We start from the raw sequence: 22970 nt of genomic DNA, 5'->3' as shown, positions 1-22970 counted from the left end.
CGATAGCGGTGTATCAGCTAGAGAACTGCTGACTGACACACCGCTATCGCGAGCAGGCTCACTCCTACAGGGGTTTGGTGGCGTTGCCTAAACTGGGGCGACGCCTTCGACGATGATGATCTCCGCCCTCGCCCATTCCTCGCGATAACTTTTCGCTTCCTGATACGCCGCCGAGCGATAGCACGCCACGGCCTGCTCGTAGCTCTCGAACTCGATGATCACCGTGCGCTGCGGCGTCTGCCGGCCTTCCAGCGCTTCGCTGCGCCCGCCTCTGGCGACAAACTTCCCGCCGAATGCAGCAATCGCATGCGGGGTACGCTGGGTGTATTGGCTGTAGTGCTCGGCATCGGCTATATCCACGTGGGCAATCCAGTACGCCTTCATAGTGACCTCTTTGTTGATTTTGTATTATGGTATACCAATATATTTCCAACGAACCCTGAGAGTCCAGCATGGCCTTCAACAGCATCGAAGAAATCATCGAAGATTATCGCCTCGGCAAAATGGTCCTGCTGGTCGATGACGAAGACCGCGAGAACGAAGGCGACCTGCTGCTGGCCGCCGATCGCTGCACGCCGGAGGCAATCAGTTTCATGGCTCGCGAAGCGCGCGGGCTGATCTGCCTGACCCTCACCGACGAACATTGCCAGCGTCTGGGCCTGGAGCAAATGGTACCCGCCAACGGCAGCGTGTTCAGCACGGCGTTTACCGTGTCGATCGAAGCGGCGGTTGGCGTGACTACCGGCATCTCCGCGGCGGATCGTGCCTGCACCGTTGCCGCCGCCGTCGCGCCGAATGCCCGCGCCGAAGACCTGGTGCAGCCCGGTCACATCTTCCCGTTGCGCGCCAAGGAAGGTGGCGTGCTGACCCGCGCCGGGCATACCGAGGCCGGTTGCGATCTGGCGCGCCTCGCCGGTTTCACCCCGGCCTCGGTGATCGTCGAAGTGATGAACGACGACGGCACCATGGCCCGCCGCCCGGATCTGGAGCAGTTCGCACGCAAGCACGGGATCAAGATCGGCACCATCGCCGACCTGATCCACTACCGCCTGAGCACCGAGCACACCATCGAACGCATCGGCGAACGTGAGCTGCCGACGGTGCATGGCACGTTCCGTTTGATCACCTTCGAAGACCGCATCGAAGGCGGCGTGCACATGGCGATGGTCATGGGCGACTTGCGTCGCGAAGAGCCGACGCTGGTGCGCGTGCACGTGATCGATCCGCTGCGCGATCTGGTCGGCGCCGAGTACAGCGGGCCGACGAACTGGACGCTCTGGGCGGCGCTGCAACGGGTCGCGGCGGAAGGTCATGGGGTTGTAGTGGTGCTGGCCAACCACGAATCGTCGCAGGCGTTGCTGGAGCGCGTGCCGCAACTGACCCAGCCGCCGAGGCAGTTCAGCCGCTCGCAGTCGCGGATCTATTCCGAAGTCGGGACCGGGGCGCAGATTCTGCAGAACCTTGGGGTTGGCAAGCTGCGCCACCTTGGCCCACCGCTGAAGTATGCAGGGTTGACCGGGTATGACCTTGAGGTGGTTGAGAGCATCCCTTTCACCGAATAACTTTCGTCGAGCACGAATCCAAATGTAGGAGTGAGCCTGCTCGCGATAGCGGTGTGACATTCAGCAATGATGTTGACTGACATACCGCTATCGCGAGCAGGCTCACTCCTACAAGGGGTTTGCATTTCAGATCCATTTCTTCGAACCACAAAAAAGGACAGCTGCCAGATAACCGGTAAGGCAAAGTGCTTGCACAAAGTTTGGAATACCATAATATGATATTCCATAGGCCGGGCGACCTGAAAAACCGTCCAGCTACTGCTCCCGACAGGCGGGCAACAACGCAAGGCCCGCTCAAAAACACAACAATGAGGGCGTGAACATGGTGTTGAACAAAGCTGCAACCGCGATCTTTTTCGCGGGAATGCTCAGCGTTACCGGCCAGGCTGCAATGGCTGCCGAAAGCGTGAATTTTGTCAGTTGGGGCGGTAGCACCCAGGATGCGCAGAAACAGGCCTGGGCCGATCCGTTCAGCAAGGCCAGCGGCATCACCGTCGTCCAGGACGGGCCGACCGACTACGGCAAACTCAAGGCCATGGTCGAAAGCGGCAACGTGCAGTGGGACGTGGTCGATGTCGAAGCCGATTTCGCCCTGCGCGCCGCTGCCGAAGGCCTGCTCGAACCCCTCGATTTCAAAGTGATCCAGCGCGACAGGATCGACCCGCGCTTCGTCAGCGATCACGGCGTCGGTTCGTTCTTCTTCTCCTTCGTCCTCGGCTACAACGAGGGCAAGCTCGGCGCCAACAAGCCGCAGGACTGGAGCGCGCTGTTCGACACCAAGACCTTCCCGGGCAAACGCGCCCTGTACAAATGGCCAAGCCCCGGCGTGCTCGAACTGGCGCTGCTGGCCGATGGCGTCGCGGCTGACAAGCTCTACCCGCTGGACCTGGATCGCGCTTTCAAGAAACTCGACACCATCAAGAAGGACATCGTCTGGTGGGGCGGCGGCGCGCAGTCGCAGCAACTGCTGGCGTCCGGTGAAGCGAGCATGGGCCAGTTCTGGAATGGTCGCGTGCACGCTCTGCAGGAAGACGGCGCGCCGGTCGGCGTGAGCTGGAAACAGAACCTGGTCATGGCCGACATTCTGGTCGTCCCCAAAGGCTCGAAGAACAAGGACGCGGCGATGAAATTCCTCGCCAACGCCAGCAGCGCCAAGGGCCAGGCCGATTTCTCCAACCTGACCGCCTACGCCCCGGTCAACCTCGACAGTGTGGAGCGTCTGGATTCGACGCTGGCGCCCAACCTGCCGACGGCTTACGCCAAGGATCAGATCACCCTTGATTTCGCATACTGGGCCAAGAACGGTCCGGCTATCGCGACACGGTGGAACGAATGGCTGGTCAAATGAAAATCGCGGCCACTGCGCCCCGTCCCTCCACTGCCACCGGGAGCGCCGCGGGCGCTACCGGCTCGGCGTTCAAACAACGCTGGCGCGGCGCTGGCAACCTCGTCCCGGCGCTGTTGTTTCTCGGCCTGTTCTTCCTCGCGCCGTTGATTGGTTTGCTGCTGCGCGGCGTGCTGGAACCGGTGCCGGGGCTTGGCAACTACGAACAACTGTTCGCCAACTCGGCCTATGCGCGTGTGCTGCTCAATACCTTTTCGGTGGCCGGACTGGTGACGCTGTTCAGCCTGCTCCTGGGCTTTCCGCTGGCCTGGGCGATCACCCTGGTGCCACGTGGCTGGGGGCGCTGGATCCTCAACATCGTGCTGCTGTCGATGTGGACCAGCCTGCTCGCCCGCACCTATTCGTGGCTGGTGCTGTTGCAAGCCTCGGGGGTGATCAACAAGGCGCTGATGGCTATGGGCATCATCGATCAGCCGCTGGAAATGGTGCACAACCTGACCGGCGTGGTGATCGGCATGAGCTACATCATGATTCCGTTCATCGTCCTGCCGTTGCAGGCGACCATGCAGGCCATCGACCCGATGATCCTGCAGGCCGGCTCGATCTGCGGCGCGAGTCCGTGGACCAACTTCTTCCGGGTGTTCCTGCCGCTGTGTCGGCCGGGTCTGGCCTCGGGCGGTCTGATGGTGTTCGTGATGTCGCTCGGTTACTACGTCACCCCGGCGCTGCTTGGCGGGGCGCAGAACATGATGCTGCCGGAGTTCATCATTCAGCAGGTGCAATCGTTCCTCAACTGGGGCCTGGCCAGTGCCGGCGCTGCGTTGCTGATCGCAATCACCCTGGTGCTATTCTACTTCTACCTGAAGCTTCAGCCGGAATCCCCGGTTGGCGCCAGTAACGCGAGGTAAGCCGACATGCTCCTGACCCCCAATGCCATGAGCCGGCGCATGCGCTTCGGCTTGTATGCAACCACCGGGCTGATCGGTCTGTTCCTGCTCTTGCCGATCGTGTTCATCGTGCTGCTGTCGTTCGGCTCCTCGCAGTGGTTGGTGTTCCCGCCGCCGGGCTGGACGCTGAAATGGTACGGCCAGTTCTTCTCCAATCCCGACTGGATGAACGCCGCTGCCGCCAGTCTCAAGGTTGCCGTGCTGACCACCATTTGTGCCGTGGCCCTCGGTTTGCCGACGGCGTTTGCGCTGGTGCGTGGACGCTTTCCCGGACGCGAGATGTTGTATGGCCTGTTCACCCTGCCGATGATCGTGCCGCTGGTGATCATTGCCGTGGCGGTGTACGCGCTGTTTCTCAAGGTCGGCTACACCGGGACGATGTTCGCTTTCGTCGTCAGCCATGTGATCGTTGCGCTGCCGTTCACCATCATCTCGATCATCAACTCGCTGAAGCTGTTCGATCAGTCGATCGAAGACGCCGCCGTGATCTGCGGTGCCTCGCGCTTGCAGGCGGTGTTCAAGGTGACATTCCCGGCGATCCGTCCGGGCATGGTCGCCGGCGCTCTCTTCGCCTTTCTCGTTTCGTGGGACGAAGTGGTGCTCAGCGTAATGATGGCCAGTCCCACCCTGCAAACCCTTCCCGTGAAAATGTGGACCACCCTGCGCCAGGACCTGACCCCGGTGATCGCCGTCGCTTCGACGCTGCTGATCGGCTTGTCTGTTTTGGTCATGGTGATCGCCGCCGCCCTGCGCCGGCGCAACGAAATCAGCGCCTGAGCGCCCAGGAGTACGACATGAGTGCCGTGATCAAAGACGCATCCCAGCAGAACGACAAACCCCTGGTCAGCCTGCGCAACCTGAACAAGCACTACGGCGATTTTGCGGCCGTCGACAATATCTCGCTGGACATCAAGGACGGTGAATTCCTCACCTTCCTCGGCTCCAGCGGCTCGGGAAAAAGCACGACGCTGTCGATGCTCGCCGGCTTTGAAACACCGAGCAGCGGCGAGATCCTCGTCAATGGCCAGTCGCTGGTCAACGTGCCGCCGCACAAGCGCGACATCGGCATGGTCTTCCAGCGCTATTCGCTGTTCCCGCATCTGTCGGTGCGCGACAACATCGCCTTCCCATTGGCGATTCGCAAACTGGCAGCGGCCGAGCGCGAAAAACGCGTCGATGCAATGTTGAAACTGGTGCAGCTCGAACAGTTCGCCCATCGCCGCCCTTCGCAACTGTCCGGTGGTCAGCAGCAACGTGTCGCCATCGCCCGGGCGCTGGTGTACGAGCCGCGCATCCTGCTGATGGACGAACCACTGGGCGCGCTGGACAAGAAGCTGCGCGAGGATTTGCAGGATGAACTGCGCCAGCTGCACCGCCGCCTGGGCATCACCATCGTCTACGTGACCCACGACCAGGAAGAAGCCATGCGTCTGTCGCAACGCATTGCGATTTTCAGCCACGGCAAGATCGTCGGTCTGGGCAGTGGTTATGACCTCTATCAGAATCCGCCGAATGCGTTTGTCGCGTCGTTTCTGGGTAACTCGAACTTCCTCAAGCTCAAGGCGCAAGGCAATGCAGCGGCGAGTTTCGAGGGGCAGTCGTTGTCGATTCGGCTGACGGCGGGCTTGCACACCGATCAGGATGTGCTGCTGATGGTGCGGCCGGAAAAGGCCTTGGCGCTGAGCACGCAGCAAGCGCTGGATGAGCCGCTGGCGGCGGGTTGGAATGAGGTTTCGGCGAACGTTGTGGAGGTGCTGTTTCTCGGTGAGAGCCAGACCTGCAGCGTGGTGACTGCGGGCGGGACGTCGATGACGGTGAAAGCCCTGTCGGCGGCGGGCATGCCGCTCAAGGCTGGCGACCCGGTGCGGGTTCGCTGGGCGACGGCGGATGCGTGCGTTTATACCGAATGGACCGAGAGCGATTTGAACAAGGCCGCAGGTGCCCACTGATTGCGCTGAGTCAGTTGGATCTACCCCCTCACCCCAGCCCTCTCCCCCAGGGGGGCGAGGGGGAAAGGGAGCCGATCTTCATGCTGTTCAAATGCAAGATCGACTCGGTATCGCACCTCGGTCAGTCCCCTCTCCCTCTGGGAGAGGGCTAGGGTGAGGGCAAGCAGGCGACGCGGTCTCAGCCAATGGCCCGGTACCCTTCAATCTCATCCGGCCACGCCGTCAGCACTTCGAATCCGGTCTCCGTCACCGCGACCATATGTTCCCACTGCGCCGACAACGAGCCGTCCTTTGTCAGCACGGTCCAGCCGTCCGGCATGTTCTTCACATGGCGCTTGCCGGCATTGAGCATCGGTTCCACTGTGAAGATCATCCCGGCCTTGAGCTTCAGACCCTGACCGGGAAAGCCGTAATGCAGGATTTGCGGTTCATCGTGATAGACCTTGCCGATGCCGTGGCCGCAGTACTCGCGGACCACACTGAAGCCCTCCGCCTCCGCCAGGCGCTGGATCGCATGGCCGATATCGCCCAGCGTCGCGCCCGGTTTAACTGCGCGAATGCCTGCGCACATGGCCTCGTAGGTGGTCTTGATCAGGTGCTGCGCTTCGGGAGTCGCCTCACCCACCACGTACATGCGGCTGGTATCACCGAACCAGCCGTCCTTGATCACGGCGATGTCGAGGTTGACGATGTCGCCGTCCTTCAACGGCGTGCCCGACGGAATCCCGTGACACACCACATCGTTGACCGATGCACAGACGGTTTTCGGGAAACCGTGATAACCGACATTGGCCGGCACGGCTTTCTGCACATTGACGATGTAGTCGTTGCACAACCGGTCGAGCTCATCGGTGGTCACGCCGGCCTTCACATGCGGCACCAGCATCGCCAGCACTTCGGCAGCCAGTTTGCCGGCGGCGCGGGATTTTTCGATGTCGGCGGGTGTGTTGATCCTGATCTGGTTTCTCATGCGCTGACGGCTTCCTGGGTCAGTTGATGCAGATCCAGTCCGCCGTTCTGTTCGGCGCGGATCAGCAGGCGGCAAATGGCGCTGTGGTCGAGGTTGGGGTGCAGCTCGGCGAGCATGCCGATGCGCATCCAGTGCTCGGCCTGCGCGTTGATCGAGCGGCTGAGTGCGTTGCTGGAGATGCGCAGATTTTCGTGCATGTCCTCTGAAATCTTTACGATGCCCATATATGAATCCACTACGATATGTATATGGTTCGTATACTAGCCAAACATTGCCCAGGATTGCAAACGCTCCGGCATGGAAACACGGCAGATTCGGCTCCCCTTCATCGGCCTGATCGACTACCATGCCCGCGCCGGTTTCCACACGGAATTAATAGGGAATCCGAAATGCTTGCACAGCATCAATCGGAACTGCCCCCGCAACTGTAGGTGCCGAGCCTGCTCCTCGACTGCCACTGGGTAATCCCCGGGAAGGCCGGAGCATGGCGATGACGCATCAGTCAGGAGACCTGCCGGCACAGTGACTGACTAACCGGCGGGGTGTCCGGGAAGGACATCGTGCCGTGCGCTTTTTCACCATGCCGGCCTAGCGCAGTTTCCACGACCGCGCCCGAGGTGTGTTTCCAGACCGTACCCGCCCGCTCCCGTACGGTTCCCCCTGGAGACTGCCCCATGCTGCTGCCCCGCGTTGCCACCCTGCTCACCTCTCTGAGCCTCTGCGCCCTGGCGCAAGCGGCGCCGACTGCCTATCCGCTGACCGTGGAAAACTGCGGCAGCAGCCTTACTTTCCAGCACGCGCCCGCACGCACGGTGACCATCGGCCAGGCCGGCACCGAAATGCTCTATGCCTTGGGCCTGGGCGACAAGGTTGTCGGCACTTCGCTGTGGTTCAACGACGTGCTGGGCACATACAAAGCGCAGAACGACAGGATCGAGCGCCTCGCCGATAACGAGCCGAGTTTCGAAGCGGTGATCGGCAAACGCCCGGAACTGGTCGCCGTCGAGCTGGAATGGATGGTCGGCCCGCAAGGCGCGGTCGGCACCCGCGAGCAGTTTCACGAGCTGAAGATTCCGACCTACCTGCTGCCCTCCGATTGCGAAGCCAAGGACAACCTCGTCGGTGCGGACGGCACGCGGCTGGCGCCGTTTCGCATCGACAGCATCTACAAAGGCGTGAGCCAACTGGCGGCGATTTTCGACGTGCAGGCGCGTGGCGAACAGCTCAATGAGCAGCTCAAAGCCAGCCTCGCACAATCGATCGCCACCGCGAAAAACCAGCAGCGCAAAGACGTCAGCGCTCTGGTGTGGTTCTCCAGCGCCGAGATGGACATCGAGCCGTTCGTGGCCGGGCACAAAGGTGTGCCCGATTTCATGCTCAGCACCCTCGGCGTGCGCAACATCGTCGAGTCGGATGAAGAATGGCCGACCGTCGGCTGGGAAACCATCGCCAAGGCCAACCCGACGTTTCTGGTCATCGCGCGCATGGATCGCCGGCGTTTCCCGGCTGACGACTACCAGAAGAAGCTCGCATTCCTGCGCAGTGATCCGGTGACGCGCAACATGGACGCGGTCAAGCACAACCGCATCATCATCCTCGACGCCATGGCCATGCAGGCCAGCCTGCGCACCTTCGATGGCCTCGCACAACTGGCCACCGCCATCAACGGCTACGACCTGTCGCAATGAGCAGACGCCTGATCCGTGCCCTGCTGGTTCTGTTGACGCTGTCGGTTGCGCTGATCGGTGGTGTGGCCATTGGTGAGACCTCCATCGAGCCGAGCGTGGTGCTGCAGGTGCTGGCGAACAAGCTGTGGGGCGCCGGTTATGTGCTCGACCCGATCGACGAAGGCATCGTCTGGAACTATCGCCTGACCCGCGCGCTGGTCGCGGCGGCCTGTGGTGCCGGCCTGGCGACATGCGGGGTGATCCTGCAATCGCTGCTGCGCAATCCGTTGGCCGATCCGTATCTGCTGGGGATTTCCGCAGGTGCCTCGACCGGCGCGGTGATGGTCGCCCTGCTCGGCGTCGGCGCCGGAGCGATCTCGCTGTCGGCCGGTGCCTTCGCCGGTGCGGTGACCGCGTTCGTGCTGGTGATTCTGTTGGCGCGGGTCAGCGGCTCGGCCAGCGGCACCGGGCAGATCATTCTTGCCGGGATTGCCGGCTCGCAGCTGTTCAACGCCCTCACCGCTTTTCTGATCACCCGCTCGGCCAGCTCGGAACAAGCGCGCGGCATCATGTTCTGGCTACTGGGCAATCTCGGTGGTGTGCGCTGGCCGTCGGTGTGGCTGGCAGTGCCGGTGGCTGTGTTGGGGTTGGTCGTTTGCCTGTGGCATCGCCGGGCGCTGGATGCGTTCACCTTTGGCGCGGATTCGGCGGCGTCTCTCGGCATTCCAGTACGACGTGTGCAGATTCTGTTGATTGGCTGCGCCGCGCTGGTAACGGCGGTGATGGTGTCGATTGTCGGCTCGATCGGCTTTGTCGGTCTGGTGATTCCCCATGCCGCGCGGTTGTTGCTCGGCACCGGTCATGCGCGTCTGCTGCCGGCCAGTGCGCTGGGCGGTGCGGTGTTTCTGATTGCCGCCGATGTGCTGTCACGCACCCTGATCAAGGGTCAGGTGATTCCGGTCGGCGTGATCACCGCGCTGGTGGGCGCACCGGTGTTCGCGCTGATTCTGGTGGGTCGGAGATCGGCGCGATGAACCCGGTTCTGAGTTGTGCTGGTTTGGGCTTCAAGGTGCGTGGTGCCGAGTTGCTCAACGGTGTCAGTCTCGATGTTCAGCGTGGTGAAACCCTAGGTATCGTTGGCCCGAACGGCTCCGGCAAATCCACTTTGCTGAAACTGCTCGCCGGCCTGCGTGAACCGAGCACAGGCCAAGTGCAGCTCGACGGCCAGGCGCTTTGCAAGTTGTCCCGGCGCAGCATCGCGCAAACGCTTGCGGTGGTTGAACAGCAGGCCGATACCGACGATGGCATTCGCGTGTTCGACGCCGTCGCACTAGGGCGCACGCCATGGTTGTCGGCCCTGCAACCGTGGTCGCCGGCCGATGCCGCCATTGTCGAGCAAGCGCTGGTCGACGTTGACGCCGTGCACCTGCGCGACCGCCTATGGCGCAGCCTCTCCGGCGGTGAACGCCAGCGCGTGCACATCGCCCGCGCCTTGGCGCAGCGCCCGCAGATTCTGCTGCTCGACGAGCCGGCCAACCACCTCGACATCCAGCATCAACTGAGCATTCTGCAAGTGGTGCGCACTCTGCCGGTGACTACGCTGATCGCCCTGCACGATCTCAATCAGGCGCTTAAATGCGATCGCCTGGCGGTGCTGGAACGCGGGCGGCTGGTGGCGCTCGGCGAACCGCTGCACGTGCTGACGCCGGAGCGCTTACAGACGACCTTCGGGGTCAGGGCGCACTACCTGACGGATCCGTTCGATGGCGCGCAGATATTGCGTTTTCATTCATGAACGATTGCATGTGCGTGGTCTGCCAGACCGGGTCCTTGTCGACCTGAACAATGGCGAAACCCTGGCGCTGCCAGAACTCGATGGCGCCCGGCAGAAACGGATGGGTGTGCAGGTAGATCAGCTCCACGCCGTTGGCTAGCGCGTGTTCCTTCAACGCCCGATACAGCGCACCAGCGAGTCCTGATCGGCGCTGCGAAGGCAGGACGAACAGGCGCACGACTTCCACCACTTTCAGGCCGGGATACACCAGTTGCGGGAAGCGTCGGTCATACGGCAGATAGCCGATTGAGGCGACGATCTGCCCTTCCTGACGAGCGATCAGAAAGCAGCCTGCGCCATGCAGATAAACCTCGGCGAAACGCGCCAGATCGTGAGGCGTGCCGGAGGCGCTGAGTTTGGGAAACAGCTCGGCGCGGGCCTTGAGGGTAAAATCGAGGATGGCCGGGATGGCGGCTTCAGAGGCGGCTTGAATGACTGGCTGCGGGTCCATGAGTGCGGGAGGTACCTGGGTTGCGGTGGGTCACGGTAACAATTGCGAGCCTGCCGTGCCATCCGGAATCACACACCCCCTGTAGGAGTGAGCCTGCTCGCGATAGCGGTGGGTCAGTCGCTTATGTGCTGAATGACACTCCGCTATCGCGAGCAGGCTCACTCCTACAGTGGACTGCGTTGGCTACTATGCCCACTCTTTGCGCAGCTGCCGCGCGGCCGTGACCATGTGCACCAACGCCGCTTCGGTCTCTGGCCAGCCTCGGGTTTTCAAGCCGCAATCCGGGTTGACCCACAGGCGCTCAGCCGGAATGCGCCGGGCAGCTTTGCGCAGCAGCCCGACCATCTCCGCCACATCGGGAATGCGTGGCGAGTGAATGTCGTACACGCCGGGGCCGATGTCGTTCGGGTAGGCGAACGCTTCAAACGCTTCGAGCAGTTCCATGTCCGAACGCGAGGTTTCGATGGTGATGACATCGGCGTCCATCGCCGCGATCGACTCGATCACATCGTTGAACTCGCTGTAGCACATGTGCGTGTGGATCTGCGTCTCGTCGCGCACCCCGGAGGCGCACAGGCGGAACGCTTCGCTCGCCCAGTGCAGATACGCCTGCCACTGCGCCCGGCGCAACGGCAAGCCCTCACGGAACGCCGCTTCGTCGATCTGCACGATGTTGATTCCGGCGGCTTCCAGATCATTGACTTCATCACGGATTGCCAGCGCCAGTTGTCGTGCCTGGACCTCACGGCTGACGTCCTCGCGCGGGAACGACCACATGAGCATGGTCACCGGACCGGTCAGCATGCCTTTCATGACTTTGTCGGTCAGACTCTGGGCGTAGCGGATCCACTCGACCGTCATTGCTCGCGGGCGGCTCAGGTCGCCGAAAATCACCGCCGGTTTCACGCAACGCGAACCGTAGCTCTGGACCCAGCCGAAGCGAGTGAAAGCGTAGCCATCGAGTTGTTCGGCGAAATACTCGACCATATCGTTACGCTCGGCTTCACCGTGCACCAGCACATCCAGCCCGAGGCGCTCCTGAATCTCCACCGCGTGGCGAATTTCGCTGTGCATGGCGTCGGTGTAATCCGCCGCGCTGAGCTTGCCCTGCTTGTAGGCCTGACGCGCCAGACGAATCGCCGCCGTTTGCGGAAACGAGCCAATGGTGGTGGTCGGGAACAGCGGCAGATCAAGCTTGCGCCGCTGTTTGGCAATGCGCTGGGCAAACGGCGATTGACGTTGCGCATCGCCGGCTGTGATCGCCGCTACCCGTGCCTGCACCGCCGGTTTGTGAATGCGCGGCGAGGCGGCGCGACTGGTCTGCACCGCACGGCTCTGCGCCAACGCGCGCAGCACCTGCGGCGCTTCCGGCTCGCTGACAGCCTGGGCGAGCGCGGCGACCTCTTCGCACTTCTGCACGGCAAACGCCAGCCAGCTTTTCAGTTCGGCATCGAGCTGGTCTTCACGACTCAGGTCCACCGGGCTGTGCAGCAACGAGCAGGACGGCGCCACCCACAAACGATCACCCAGACGCTCATGGGCATGCCGCAGCGTCGCCAGCGCGTTGTGCAGATCGCAGCGCCAGACGTTCCGACCGTTGACCACACCCAGCGACAGCACTTTATAGGCCGGCAGACGATCCAGAATCGTCGGGTACTGATCCGGCGCGCGCACCAGATCAATGTGCAGGCCATCGACCGGCAGGTTCGCCGCCAGACCGAGGTTTTCTTCCAGACCACCGAAGTAGGTGGCGAGCAGTTTTTTCAGCGGATCGCGCTGGATCTGGTTGTAGGCGCGTTCGAAGGCATTTTTCCAGTCCTGGGGCAGATCGAGCACTAGAATCGGCTCATCGATCTGCACCCATTCCACGCCCAGTGCCGCCAGCCGCGCAAAGATCTGGCCGTACAGCGGCAGCAGGCGATCAAGCAAATCGAGCTTGTCGAAATCAGTGCCTTTGGTTTTGCCCAGCCACAGATAGGTCAACGGGCCGATGATCACCGGTTTGACGTTGTGCCCCAGCGCGCGCGCCTCTTCAGCTTCTTCAAACAACTGCTCCCAACCCAGCTGAAATTGTTGATCGACGCTGAATTCCGGTACGAGATAGTGATAGTTGGTGTCGAACCACTTGGTCATTTCCTGAGCGTGGCCTTCGCCGCAGCAAGTATTGCTGACGCCACGGGCCATGCTGAACAGGGTTTGCAGGGTGGCTTTGCCATCGTGCGGGCGGAAGCGCTCGGGGATCACGCCGAACATCAGCGAGTGGGTCAGCACCTGGTCGTACCAGGCGAAATCGCCGACCGGCAGCAAGTCGATGCCGGCGTTTTTCTGCAGGTCCCAATGGGCCTTGCGCAGCTCACGCCCGACGTCACGCAGGCCCGCCTCGTTCAGTTCTCCTTTCCAGAACGCCTCTTGCGCTTTCTTCAGTTCGCGGTCGCGACCGATGCGCGGAAATCCAAGGGAATGGGCCAGTGCCATGAGAACAACTCCAGGTGCTTATTCGATGGCGGCCATTGTCGGGAACGAGGCTTGATGAAACAAACTCAATTTATTCTAGATCATCACAAGTTCTACTCATGCACAGACACTCCTATAGGAGCTGCCGAAGGCAGCGATCTTTGGACCGTAGGGACGCAGAGCGTCCCCGGCTGCATTCCCACGCAGAGCGTGGGAACCATCATAACTGCGACGTCCGGATCAAGCTTTTGTCGCGGCGAAGACGCCCTTTGAATACTCGATGACGCCTCGCTGTAAACACGTTCGAACTGTTCCGGCAGCTTGGCAAATTCGTTCTATCGTTAGATCCAAATGGCTGGATTTCTCAAGGATTAAAGGTTGCGAGGGAAGATGTCTGCGCCTAAGTTGCACGCGAGTCTTTTCCCCGCGATCGGAACGCGATCAACACCATAAAGAGGTGAAGAAATGTCGAAGGAATCACGCCCTGCCGTGCTTGGGCTGATAGGCAATACTCCGCTGGTTCAGGTCACCCGTTTTGATACCGGACCGTGCACGCTGTTTCTCAAACTCGAATCGCAGAATCCCGGCGGCTCGATCAAGGACCGCATCGGTCTGGCGATGATCGACGCCGCTGAACGTGACGGCCGCCTGCAACCGGGCGGCACGATTGTCGAGGCCACTGCCGGCAACACCGGTCTCGGTCTGGCGCTGGTTGGCCGTGCCAAAGGCTATCGTGTGGTGCTGGTGGTGCCGGACAAGATGTCCACCGAGAAAGTCCTGCACTTGAAGGCCATGGGCGCCGAAGTGCACATCACCCGCTCCGACGTTGGCAAGGGTCATCCCGAGTATTACCAGGACGTCGCCGCGCGTTTGGCCAAGGATATTCCCGGGGCGTTTTTTGCCGACCAGTTCAATAATCCCGCCAATCCGCTGGCCCATGAATGCAGCACCGCGCCGGAGATCTGGGCGCAGACCGAACATGATCTGGACGCCATCGTCGTCGGCGTCGGTTCGGCGGGGACGCTGACCGGGTTGAGTCGTTTCTTCAAACGTGTGCAGCCGAATCTGGAAATGGTCTTGGCGGATCCGGTCGGTTCGGTCATGGCCCAATACAGCCGCGACGGCAGCCTGCCGACCCCCGGCTCGTGGGCGGTCGAGGGCATCGGCGAAGACTTCATTCCATCGATCACCGACCTGTCCAGCGTGCGCCACGCCTACTCGATCAGCGACGAAGAAAGCTTCGATCACGCCCGCCAGTTGCTCAAGGCCGAAGGCATTCTCGGTGGCTCTTCGACCGGCACCCTGTTCGCCGCCGCGCTGCGTTATTGCCGCGAACAGACCGAGCCGAAACGCGTGGTCAGTTTTGTCTGCGACACCGGCACGCGTTACCTGTCGAAGGTCTACAACGACCAGTGGATGACCGATCAGGGCCTGTTGCAACGCAAGGGCTACGGCGATTTGCGCGACTTGATCGCCCGACGTTTCGAGGACGGCCGGGTGATCAGCGTCGGCCCTGACGATACCCTGCTCACCGCGTTCCAGCGCATGCGTCTGGCGGATGTTTCGCAACTGCCGGTGCTGGTCGAAGGCAAGCAGCTGGTGGGCGTGATCGATGAGTCCGACATCCTTCTCGGCGTGCACGAAGACGCCGCGCGCTTCAGCCAGTCGGTGTCCAGCGTGATGACCGACAAACTGCAAACCCTTGCGCCGGCCGCGACCCTGGCCGAGCTGGAAGCGGTGCTCAGCCGTGGCCTCGTTGCGATCATCGCCGACGCCTCCGGCTTCCATGGCCTGATCACCCGCACCGACATGCTCAACCAATTACGGAGATCCCTTGCATGAGTCAGCACGACGATAAATCCCAAGGCTTCGCCACCCGGGTGATCCACGCCGGGCAGGAGCCGGACCCGACCACCGGCGCGCTGATGCCGCCGATCTATGCCAACTCCACTTACCTGCAAGACAGCCCCGGCGTGCACAAGGGTTTCGATTACGGCCGCTCGCACAACCCGACGCGCTTCGCCCTGGAACGCTGTGTCGCCGACCTCGAAGGCGGCACCCGCGCATTCGCTTTCGCCTCAGGGCTGGCGGCGATTTCCACGGTGCTGGAATTGCTCGATGCCGGCTCGCACATCGTTTCCGGCAATGATCTTTACGGTGGCACGTTCCGCCTGTTCGACAAGGTTCGCCAGCGCAGCGCCGGGCATCGTTTCAGCTTCGTCGATCTGGCCGACCTGTCGGCGTTCGAAGCCTCGCTGCAGGACGACACGCGCATGGTCATGGTCGAAACCCCGACCAACCCGCTGCTAAGCCTGTCGGACCTGGCCGCAATCGCGCGCATCTGCCGCGCTCGCGGGATCATCTGCGTCGCCGACAACACCTTTGCCAGCCCGTACATCCAGCGTCCGCTGGAGTTGGGTTTCGACATCGTGCTGCACTCGACCACCAAATACCTCAACGGCCACTCCGACGTGATTGGTGGCATCGCCGTGGTCGGGCAGAACGCCGAGCTGGCGGAAAAACTCGGTTTTCTGCAGAACGCGGTCGGCGCGATTTCCGGGCCGTTCGATGCGTTCCTGACCTTGCGCGGGGTGAAAACCCTGGCGCTGCGCATGGAGCGGCATTGCAGCAACGCCCTTGATCTGGCGCAGTGGCTCGAGCAGCAACCGCAGGTCAAGCGCGTCTACTATCCGGGCCTGACGTCGCATCCGCAGCATGAACTGGCCAAGCGGCAGATGCGCGGTTTTGGCGGAATGATTTCCGTCGACCTGAACAGCGACCTGGCCGGTGCGCGGCGGTTTTTGGAAAACGTGAAGATCTTTGCGTTGGCCGAAAGCCTCGGTGGCGTGGAAAGCCTGATCGAGCACCCGGCGATCATGACCCACGCGACGATTCCGCCAGAGACCCGCGCGAAGCTGGGGATTGGCGATGGACTGGTGCGGTTGTCGGTCGGGGTTGAAGACGTCGAAGACCTGCGCGCCGACCTGGCACAGGCACTGGCGAACATGTAAAAACCCACGCACAACGAAGCCCGCGCAATGCGGGCTTCGTCTTTTTTTGTCCGTCGATCTCCTCGCCGTGGCAGTTCCCGAGGCCGATCCTATACTCAATCGGCTCGATCAAAATTATCTCGACACCCGCACGCCGTTCGGTGTGCCCGTGCCTTTCGCCAACCAGGTAAAACCCAAGCCAATGAGTCACAGCGCCGGGCATACGCAACGGACGACATCTCATCGCTTTCTGGCTGCTGGGTCGTGGAGAAAACCATGAAATACAAGTTGTTGTCAGGCGTGCTTCTTGCGGTAGCGGCCGGTGTCGCAGTGCCGAGTGTGTGGGCGGCGCAACCGCAGGCGTTGGCTTCGGATGGGGCTGATCATGTTGGGGCCGGGGCGGTAGCTGCCGATGGCGCCGATAAGGTCGGTGCCGGCGCGCTGGCAGCGGATGGCGCAGATCGCACCGGCGTCAACCGTGTGGCCTATTCTCGGGTCGGAGTCGGCTCTGATCGCGTGGCATCGGCGCTGATGACCGGCAGCTATTCCGACCAATTCAACAGTCCGCAATAAACGCCCCGAAGAAACGGGCGGGCTCCCGAGCCGCCCGTTTACATCAGCCTCTACAGCGTCTTTTCGACCGCTTCGCCTTGTCGATCACGCAGGGCGCGTAATGTCGCGCGCAGCTCGGCCGGGCGCACCGGTTTCGACAGAATGGCGATCTGCCGATCGTGCAAGGCGGCCTGAATCTTCTCGATGTCGTGCCCGGTGATGATCATCGCTGGCACTGCCCAGCCGCGTTGCCGGCGCACCTCATCGATGCACTCGATGCCAGTGGCGTGGGTGCCGAGGTCATAGTCGGCGACGATGATGTCGCAGTCGGTGACCAGCTCCTCAGCCGACCACTCGGCCTGCACCACGCAGCCCCAGCGCTCGAGCAACGCCGAGGTCGCCAACAAGACATTGCGATCATCCTCCACCAGACACACCTTCAGCCCCGTCAACAAACCCACCTGCCGCGCTTCATCGCGCATGACCGGTGACGGTGGCGCCGCTGCGAACGATAAACCGGCGAGGGTTACTGCTGTGCCACGCCCTACCCGCGAACGCAGCGCAACCTGCACATCGATCAACTCACCCAGACGCTTGACGATCGCCAGACCCAGTCCGACCCCCTCGACGTCTTTATCGCGCACTTGTCGCACTCGATAGAACTCTTCGAAAACCTTCGGCAGATGCTCTTGGGCAATACCATTGCCGCAGTCATAAATAACAATGGCCAGCCCTGCCCCACGCTTACGGACGCCGATCAGCACCGGCCGTTGCGCGCCGTATTTGAAACAGTTGGAGAGCACGTTCTGCACCATGGTCGCCAGCAGCGCCGGGTCGGTTCTGACCCAGTGGTGACAGGGTCGCAAACGCAGCTCGACACCCGCCCAACGCGCCGCTTCCTGATGTTGGCGGACGATGTCCGCGAGCCATTCGCCGAGGTTCAGCGTTTGCCATTTCGCCTCGACCCGGCCGTTATCCAGCGTATAAAGATCAAGAATCGAACGGAACAACTGCGAGACGTTAAGCAGCGAGCGGTCGATGTTGTCGACCAGCCGTCGCTCGTCGTCGCCCAAACGCGACTCGCGAAGACAGGCAGTGAACAAGCCAATGGAATGAATCGGCTGACGCAAATCGTGACTGGCCTGCGCGAGGAAGCGCGATTTCTCCAGATTCGCTGCGACCGCTTCTTCCGACGCCTTGCGCGTACGCTCCAACAGCAAGTGCGCGTAAAACGGAATCACCGTGCTGGTGATCAACAGCATCAACACCATGAACGGTTGCGCCTGCCAGTACGGCGTCAAGCGATAGACCACCAGCAGCGCTACGAGCGCCAGGCCGGTGGCAATCGCCAGATAACGCGAGCCGTAGCGCATGCCGTTGCCGAGGTTGACCCAGACCATCACCGCGTACAGTGGCAGCGCCGCTTCGCCGCCGATCACCAGACCAAAACAGGTGCCGGTGTAATCGTGGACCATGGCGAAAATCCGTCGCGCCGGATAATGCCCCGGCCAGCGCGCAATGGCTTGGCGGAACACAATCGAGGCGAGCAGAAACAGGACAATGTAAGTGATGACCGGCAGGTAGGTATCGAAGCGCTGGCCCGGCAGAAAACCCAGCACAACCATGTAAACCACCGCGATGGCGGCGATGATGATGCGCAGGTTGGCCTGGTCGAGTTCGGTATTTTTCTCGAACTTCATGGTAAACGTCCTTGTGCAGCAATCGTCAGTTTCGGAAGCAGCCTACAGGCAACCTTCGCGTCCAGTGCTAAGGTGCAGGCCTTGAATCACGCCTGACCCAGGGAGGGTCACGTCATGACATGCCGGATCATCATAGCCGACGATCATCCACTGTTTCGCGAGGCGATGCTGCGCACCGTACAGCGCGTGCTGCCCGCAGCGAATATCTGCGAGGCCGGCGACTTCGACGCTGTGCTCGAGCTGCTGCCACAGGGCGACGAGCCGGACACGCTGATGCTCGATCTGCGTTTTCCCGGGTTGACCTGCATCACCCAGCTCGCCGACTTGCGAAGACGATTGCCGCGCACCACGCTAATCGTAGTTTCGATGGTCGACGATCAGGCGTTGATCAGTGAAGTCATGGCGGCGGGCATAGACGGCTTTATCGGCAAGAACATTGCGCCGGATGAAATCGGCCAGGCGATTCTGGCGATCCGTGATGGCGAGGTGCTGGTGAAGTCGGCGCCGTCCGGCTTGCTGCCGCTGGAAACCGCGACGACGCTGACGCCGCGTCAGCAGGACGTGCTGCGGTTGATCGCGCAAGGCAAGACCAACAAGGAAATCGCCCGTGAACTGGATATTTCCCCGTTCACGGTGCGCATCCATGTGTCGTCGTTGTTGCGCACGCTGGATGTGCCGACGCGGGCGGCCGCGGCGGTCAAGTACTCGGGGCTGTGAAGGGTTTTTACGGGTCGACCTGCGCCATCAGATCAGGCACCGACTCCGGCCGCTTGGCATAGCGCTGGGCCAATACCGCGCAGACCATCAGTTGAATCTGATGGAACAGCATCAGCGGCAGAATCAGCACGCCGATGGTGCTGCCGGCGAACAACACCTGCGCCATCGGCACGCCGGTGGCCAGGCTCTTTTTCGAGCCGCAGAACAGAATGGTGATGCGGTCTTCCTGATTGAAGCCGAAGGCTTTGCCGAGCAGGCTCGAGGCCAATAGCACCAGGGCCAGCAGGATGCAGCAGACCACCACCAGGCCGAGCAGCTCGAACAATGGAATCTGCTGCCAGATGCCTTCGTTGACCGCTTCGCTGAATGCGCCGTAGACCACCAGCAGAATCGAACCCTGATCAACGAATTTCAGCCAGTTCTTGTTGCGCCCTACCCACGCGCCGATCCAGCGGCGGGCGATCTGCCCGGCGATAAATGGCAGCAGCAACTGCACGCTGATTTTCACGATCGCATCGAGGGTCGAGCCGCCCTCGCCGTGGACGTTGAGCAGCAAAGTTACCAGCAGCGGCGTAAGAAAAATCCCGAACAGGCTGGACGCCGCCGCGCTGCAGATCGCCGCCGGAATATTGCCTCGCGCCAGCGAAGTGAACGCGATGGCCGACTGCACCGTGGCTGGCAACGCGCAAAGGTAGAGCATGCCCATGTACAGCTGATCGCCGATCAGCGGTGACAACAGCGGTTTGAGCGCCAGACCGAGAATCGGGAACAGCACGAAAGTCAGGCCAAACACCAGCAGATGCAAACGCCAGTGGCCGGCGCCGGCAATGATCGATTCGCGCGACAGCTTGGCGCCGTGCAGGAAAAACAGCAGGGCAATAGCGATGTTGGTCAGCCAGCCGAAGCCGACCGCGACCTGGCCGCTGGCGGGCAGGAAGCTGGCCAGCAGGACAACGCCGATAAGAGTGAGGGTGAAGTTATCGGGCAGAAAACGTGGGCGCGTCATGAGATTCATCCGGGGGGTTGCCAGTGCGTGCCGACGACTCTAACGTGACTGGCAATTACCGACTAACGCCGAAGAGCCGCAAGATGCCGCCCAAAGGACATACCAAGAGCGTTCGCCGCAGTGTTCCCGGGTTGCCCAGCCTGCCGCGTCCTGTGTATGGACGTACCGAATCACTGCCCAATCGCGCCCTCACCCGCCGTCATAGCCATCCGTGGGTGCAGTTGTCCTATGCGATTCAGGGCGTGCTCGAAGTGCAGACCAGCGCCGGCCGTTTCGTCGCACCGCCGGAGCGTGCGGTGTGGATACCGGCGGGCGTACCGCACCGGGTGTTCAGCGCCCCGCACACGGAAATGCGCAGCCTCTATATCGACAGCAGCGTCACCGGTTGGGCGGCCGAACATTGCCATGTGCTGGGCGTCAGCGATCTGCTCAGGGAGTTGATCCGCGCCTTCAGTCAGGTTCCGGTGGAGTATGACGAGAGCGGCCCTGACGGACGCCTCGCCCAAGTCATCCTCGATCAGCTGGCCGATGCGCCAACCATCGACCTGATGCTGCCGCTGCCACAAGACCCGCGCTTGAAGCAGATCTACCAGAGCCTGGAGCAACATCCGGAACAGCAGACCACGCTGAGCCACTGGAGCGGCAAATTCGGCGTCACCGAAAAGACCCTGACGCGGCTGTTCCTGCGCGACACCGGCCTGACCTTCCGCGCCTGGCGCCAGCGTCTGCGCCTGCTCGGGGCGCTGACCCCGCTGGAGAAAGGTGAGCGTGTGACCGATGTCGCGCTGGCCTGCGGATACGACTCGACATCGGCGTTCATTGCCGCGTTTCGTCAGCAGTTTGGTGAGACGCCGGGCGAGTTTTTCCGTTGAGGCATGCACCAATGGCCTGTTTATATACGAGGGAACTCATCGCCCGACACTTCGCTACCATACTCCTCAAAATTTTGCACCTGTCAGGTCTGTCAGTAGTTGGCACACAAACCGAAGCGTAAATTGAATCTCCCAACCGGCGGAAAAGTCGGTTTGCCTAAAAAGCGGAACGCATTTTTACCCGGAGATTGATCATGACCGACATAATCAAGAACATAAAACTTGGAATCAACAGCGAAAACAAGCCACAGGATCTGGCGCACAAAATCGCCGCGGACGAGCGCTTCGACGTAAAGTTCTCAAAACCTTTTCCGCCCATTGAAAAGTTTGAAGCGACACATACCTGGTACGCCTCCTTCACAGGAGACTCGCGCAGCATCATTGGGCGCCATCAAACCTTGCAGAACTTCTACCAGCTGACATTAATTACTCCACGGGAACTTAAAAGCGGCACGTATAAACTCGAGGATTATGGTCCCGGCAAGCATTCAGTTGTTTTTATGGTTGACGGAGTGAGCATCAAGGGAGGTAGTGTTACTTACGATGTAGATGACAGCCGAAAATCAGTCAAAGCAACTCTCAAGTTCGACATTGTTTATGAGTCAACACCCTACACGGTCGCTGCAGATATATTTCTCCTGGCAACGGGAGAGCTGTGATCCATATATATTCCCTCGGTATCAGCTTGAATTCTGTGATGCGGTATCGCTGGAGGCTGGATTCGCCAATCGGCGGTACTTCCCATGCAGGAATGCTCCAATGAAATGCCAAAGTGCCCCGAGGTAGGACACTTCGTTTTTCTCGAACCAACCCTCAGAAATAAACGATTTTTCTTTGCCATAACTGCGTCGCTAGCATGGCCCCGTCTGACTCAATTCAAACAAGAGACAGGGAGCGTGCCATGCCTGCCACGAACATCAATATCGGCGAACCCTGGATGTGGGGCGCCTTCATCGTCTTCGTTCTGGCCATGCTGGCCCTGGACTTGTTTGTCTTTGGCGGCCGCAAGGCGCATCGGGTCTCGGTGCGTGAAGCGTCGGGCTGGGTGGTTGCCTGGTGCCTGCTGGCGCTGAGCTTCGCCGGTTTGCTCTGGTGGTACCTGCACGGCGAATTTGGCGGTGAAATCGCCCGGCAGAAAACCCTGGAGTTCCTCACCGGTTATTTGATCGAGCAGTCGCTGTCGATCGACAACATGTTCGTCTTCGTGATGATCTTCAGCTACTTCGCCGTGCCCCCGGAATTGCAGCGGCGCGTGCTGCTATATGGCGTGCTCGGCGCGATTGTCATGCGCGCGATAATGATCTTTGCCGGCGTATGGCTGGTGTCGCAGTTCGAATGGCTGTTGTATGCGTTCGGTGTGTTCCTGATCATCACCGGGATCAAGATGCTGGTGTTCGCCGACCAGCAACCGGATCTCGACAACAACCCGCTGTTGCGCTGGGTGCGCGGGCATATGCGTATTACCAGCGGTTTCCACGGCGAGCGGTTTTTCATCCTGCAAAACGGCGTGCGCTGGGCAACACCGATGTTCCTTGTGCTGGTGCTGATCGAGGCCAGCGACCTGATGTTCGCGGTCGACAGCATCCCGGCGATCTTCGCCGTCACCACCGACCCGTTCATCGTGTTCACCTCGAACATCTTCGCGATCATGGGCCTGCGCGCGCTGTACTTCCTGCTGGCGGACATGGCTGACCGTTTTCACCTGCTCAAATACGGGCTGGCGATCGTGCTGGTGTTCATCGGCGGCAAGATGGTGCTGATGCCGTGGTTTCACATGCCGGTGGAATGGTCGCTGGCGGTAGTGGGCTCGGTGATTCTCGGGTCGGTGCTGTTGAGTCTGGTGACCACCCGTGAGGGCGAACGCAGCACCGAATGACCCACACAAAACCCTTGTAGGAGTGAGCCTGCTCGCGATCGCGGTGTATCAGCCAACATCTACGTCAACTGACACACC

The 22970-nt window shown here is 61.2% G+C and carries 21 protein-coding genes, 1 pseudogene and 1 riboswitch; of the genes and pseudogenes, 15 read left to right on the top strand and 7 right to left on the bottom strand.

What is annotated here, in order from left to right; all coding sequences use genetic code 11:
- Positions 1-87: 87 nt before the first annotated feature.
- The gene (locus tag DCO47_RS16655) at positions 88-384 is read right to left on the bottom strand and encodes a DUF1330 domain-containing protein (protein WP_116658492.1); all 297 of its coding nucleotides are present in this window, start codon (positions 382-384) and stop codon (positions 88-90) included.
- A 68-nt stretch (positions 385-452) separates the two neighbouring features.
- On the opposite strand from DCO47_RS16655, the gene ribBA reads away from it, so the two are divergent.
- The 5 genes from ribBA (at position 453) to DCO47_RS16625 (ending at position 5803) form a co-directional block, all read left to right on the top strand.
- Positions 453-1562: a bifunctional 3,4-dihydroxy-2-butanone-4-phosphate synthase/GTP cyclohydrolase II gene (gene ribBA, locus DCO47_RS16650; RefSeq protein WP_016775017.1), complete on the top strand. Its 1110-nt coding sequence runs from the start codon at positions 453-455 to the stop codon at positions 1560-1562.
- A 322-nt stretch (positions 1563-1884) separates the two neighbouring features.
- A complete protein-coding gene (locus tag DCO47_RS16640) occupies positions 1885-2910 on the top strand; it encodes an ABC transporter substrate-binding protein (RefSeq protein ID WP_116658491.1) in 1026 nt (341 codons plus the stop codon).
- Positions 2907-3815 (top strand): ABC transporter permease, encoded by a 909-nt coding sequence (locus tag DCO47_RS16635; protein ID WP_064363445.1) that lies wholly within the window; start codon positions 2907-2909, stop codon positions 3813-3815. Before DCO47_RS16640 ends, DCO47_RS16635 begins: the two co-directional genes overlap by 4 nt.
- Positions 3816-3821: 6 nt before the next feature.
- Positions 3822-4631, top strand: a complete 810-nt coding sequence (locus tag DCO47_RS16630; protein WP_116658490.1) for an ABC transporter permease — start codon at positions 3822-3824, stop codon at positions 4629-4631.
- A 17-nt stretch (positions 4632-4648) separates the two neighbouring features.
- On the top strand, positions 4649-5803 hold the full coding sequence (locus DCO47_RS16625) for an ABC transporter ATP-binding protein (RefSeq protein ID WP_064363446.1): 1155 nt from the start codon (positions 4649-4651) through the stop codon (positions 5801-5803).
- Between the two features lie 178 nt (positions 5804-5981).
- On the opposite strand, the gene map is transcribed toward DCO47_RS16625, so the two are convergent.
- On the bottom strand, positions 5982-6773 hold the full coding sequence (gene map, locus DCO47_RS16620) for a type I methionyl aminopeptidase (RefSeq protein ID WP_116658489.1): 792 nt from the start codon (positions 6771-6773) through the stop codon (positions 5982-5984).
- Entirely contained in the window at positions 6770-6997 is a 228-nt protein-coding gene (locus tag DCO47_RS16615) for a ParD-like family protein (protein ID WP_003225727.1), read from the bottom strand. The genes map and DCO47_RS16615 overlap by 4 nt, the downstream gene beginning before the upstream one ends.
- A gap of 115 nt (positions 6998-7112) precedes the next feature.
- A riboswitch (cobalamin riboswitch) is annotated at positions 7113-7307 on the top strand.
- 140 nt (positions 7308-7447) lie between these two features.
- On the opposite strand from DCO47_RS16615, the gene DCO47_RS16610 reads away from it, so the two are divergent.
- The 3 genes from DCO47_RS16610 to DCO47_RS16600 are packed head-to-tail and all read left to right on the top strand — an operon-like array spanning position 7448 to position 10235.
- The gene (locus DCO47_RS16610; protein ID WP_064363448.1) at positions 7448-8461 is read left to right on the top strand and encodes an ABC transporter substrate-binding protein; all 1014 of its coding nucleotides are present in this window, start codon (positions 7448-7450) and stop codon (positions 8459-8461) included.
- Positions 8458-9474, top strand: a complete 1017-nt coding sequence (locus DCO47_RS16605) for an iron ABC transporter permease (protein WP_042606762.1) — start codon at positions 8458-8460, stop codon at positions 9472-9474. The genes DCO47_RS16610 and DCO47_RS16605 overlap by 4 nt, the downstream gene beginning before the upstream one ends.
- A complete protein-coding gene (locus DCO47_RS16600; protein ID WP_116658488.1) occupies positions 9471-10235 on the top strand; it encodes an ABC transporter ATP-binding protein in 765 nt (254 codons plus the stop codon). The genes DCO47_RS16605 and DCO47_RS16600 overlap by 4 nt, the downstream gene beginning before the upstream one ends.
- Here the strand turns inward: DCO47_RS16600 and DCO47_RS16595 are convergent.
- A complete protein-coding gene (locus DCO47_RS16595; RefSeq protein WP_116658487.1) occupies positions 10174-10725 on the bottom strand; it encodes a GNAT family N-acetyltransferase in 552 nt (183 codons plus the stop codon). The two genes, DCO47_RS16600 and DCO47_RS16595, sit on opposite strands and share 62 nt — an antisense overlap.
- Positions 10726-10911: 186 nt before the next feature.
- The gene (gene metE, locus DCO47_RS16585; RefSeq protein ID WP_116658485.1) at positions 10912-13200 is read right to left on the bottom strand and encodes a 5-methyltetrahydropteroyltriglutamate--homocysteine S-methyltransferase; all 2289 of its coding nucleotides are present in this window, start codon (positions 13198-13200) and stop codon (positions 10912-10914) included.
- Positions 13201-13644: 444 nt separating this feature from the next.
- Here metE and DCO47_RS16580 point away from each other — a divergent pair, with 444 nt between their 5' ends.
- The 3 genes and pseudogenes from DCO47_RS16580 to DCO47_RS27065 all read left to right on the top strand — a co-directional run.
- On the top strand, positions 13645-15021 hold the full coding sequence (locus DCO47_RS16580; protein ID WP_065616180.1) for a pyridoxal-phosphate dependent enzyme: 1377 nt from the start codon (positions 13645-13647) through the stop codon (positions 15019-15021).
- On the top strand, positions 15018-16190 hold the full coding sequence (locus DCO47_RS16575) for a cystathionine gamma-synthase (protein WP_116658484.1): 1173 nt from the start codon (positions 15018-15020) through the stop codon (positions 16188-16190). Before DCO47_RS16580 ends, DCO47_RS16575 begins: the two co-directional genes overlap by 4 nt.
- Before the next feature lie 345 nt (positions 16191-16535).
- Positions 16536-16742 (top strand): annotated as a pseudogene (locus tag DCO47_RS27065) (phage infection protein); the annotation flags it as partial.
- A gap of 50 nt (positions 16743-16792) precedes the next feature.
- Here DCO47_RS27065 and DCO47_RS16565 read toward each other — a convergent pair.
- Positions 16793-18421, bottom strand: a complete 1629-nt coding sequence (locus DCO47_RS16565) for a HAMP domain-containing sensor histidine kinase (RefSeq protein WP_116658483.1) — start codon at positions 18419-18421, stop codon at positions 16793-16795.
- Positions 18422-18535: 114 nt separating this feature from the next.
- Between DCO47_RS16565 and DCO47_RS16560 the strand changes: the two genes are divergently transcribed.
- Positions 18536-19138: a response regulator transcription factor gene (locus DCO47_RS16560; protein ID WP_065616177.1), complete on the top strand. Its 603-nt coding sequence runs from the start codon at positions 18536-18538 to the stop codon at positions 19136-19138.
- Between the two features lie 7 nt (positions 19139-19145).
- On the opposite strand, the gene DCO47_RS16555 is transcribed toward DCO47_RS16560, so the two are convergent.
- Positions 19146-20144 (bottom strand): bile acid:sodium symporter family protein, encoded by a 999-nt coding sequence (locus DCO47_RS16555; protein ID WP_065616176.1) that lies wholly within the window; start codon positions 20142-20144, stop codon positions 19146-19148.
- An 83-nt stretch (positions 20145-20227) separates the two neighbouring features.
- Here DCO47_RS16555 and DCO47_RS16550 point away from each other — a divergent pair, with 83 nt between their 5' ends.
- The 3 genes from DCO47_RS16550 (at position 20228) to DCO47_RS16540 (ending at position 22892) form a co-directional block, all read left to right on the top strand.
- Positions 20228-21016 (top strand): helix-turn-helix domain-containing protein, encoded by a 789-nt coding sequence (locus DCO47_RS16550; protein ID WP_065616175.1) that lies wholly within the window; start codon positions 20228-20230, stop codon positions 21014-21016.
- Between the two features lie 194 nt (positions 21017-21210).
- The gene (locus DCO47_RS16545; protein WP_116658482.1) at positions 21211-21675 is read left to right on the top strand and encodes a hypothetical protein; all 465 of its coding nucleotides are present in this window, start codon (positions 21211-21213) and stop codon (positions 21673-21675) included.
- Between the two features lie 242 nt (positions 21676-21917).
- Positions 21918-22892 carry a TerC family protein gene (locus DCO47_RS16540; RefSeq protein ID WP_116658481.1) on the top strand — a complete coding sequence of 325 codons (975 nt, stop codon included), beginning with the start codon at positions 21918-21920 and terminating at the stop codon, positions 22890-22892.
- Positions 22893-22970: the final 78 nt, after the last annotated feature.

Source organism: Pseudomonas sp. NDM (assembly GCF_003105095.1).
GTDB classification, from domain to species: Bacteria; Pseudomonadota; Gammaproteobacteria; order Pseudomonadales; family Pseudomonadaceae; genus Aquipseudomonas; species Aquipseudomonas moraviensis_A.
Note: the sequence above shows the minus strand (reverse complement) of the source record. Positions and strands in the feature narration are given on the sequence as shown.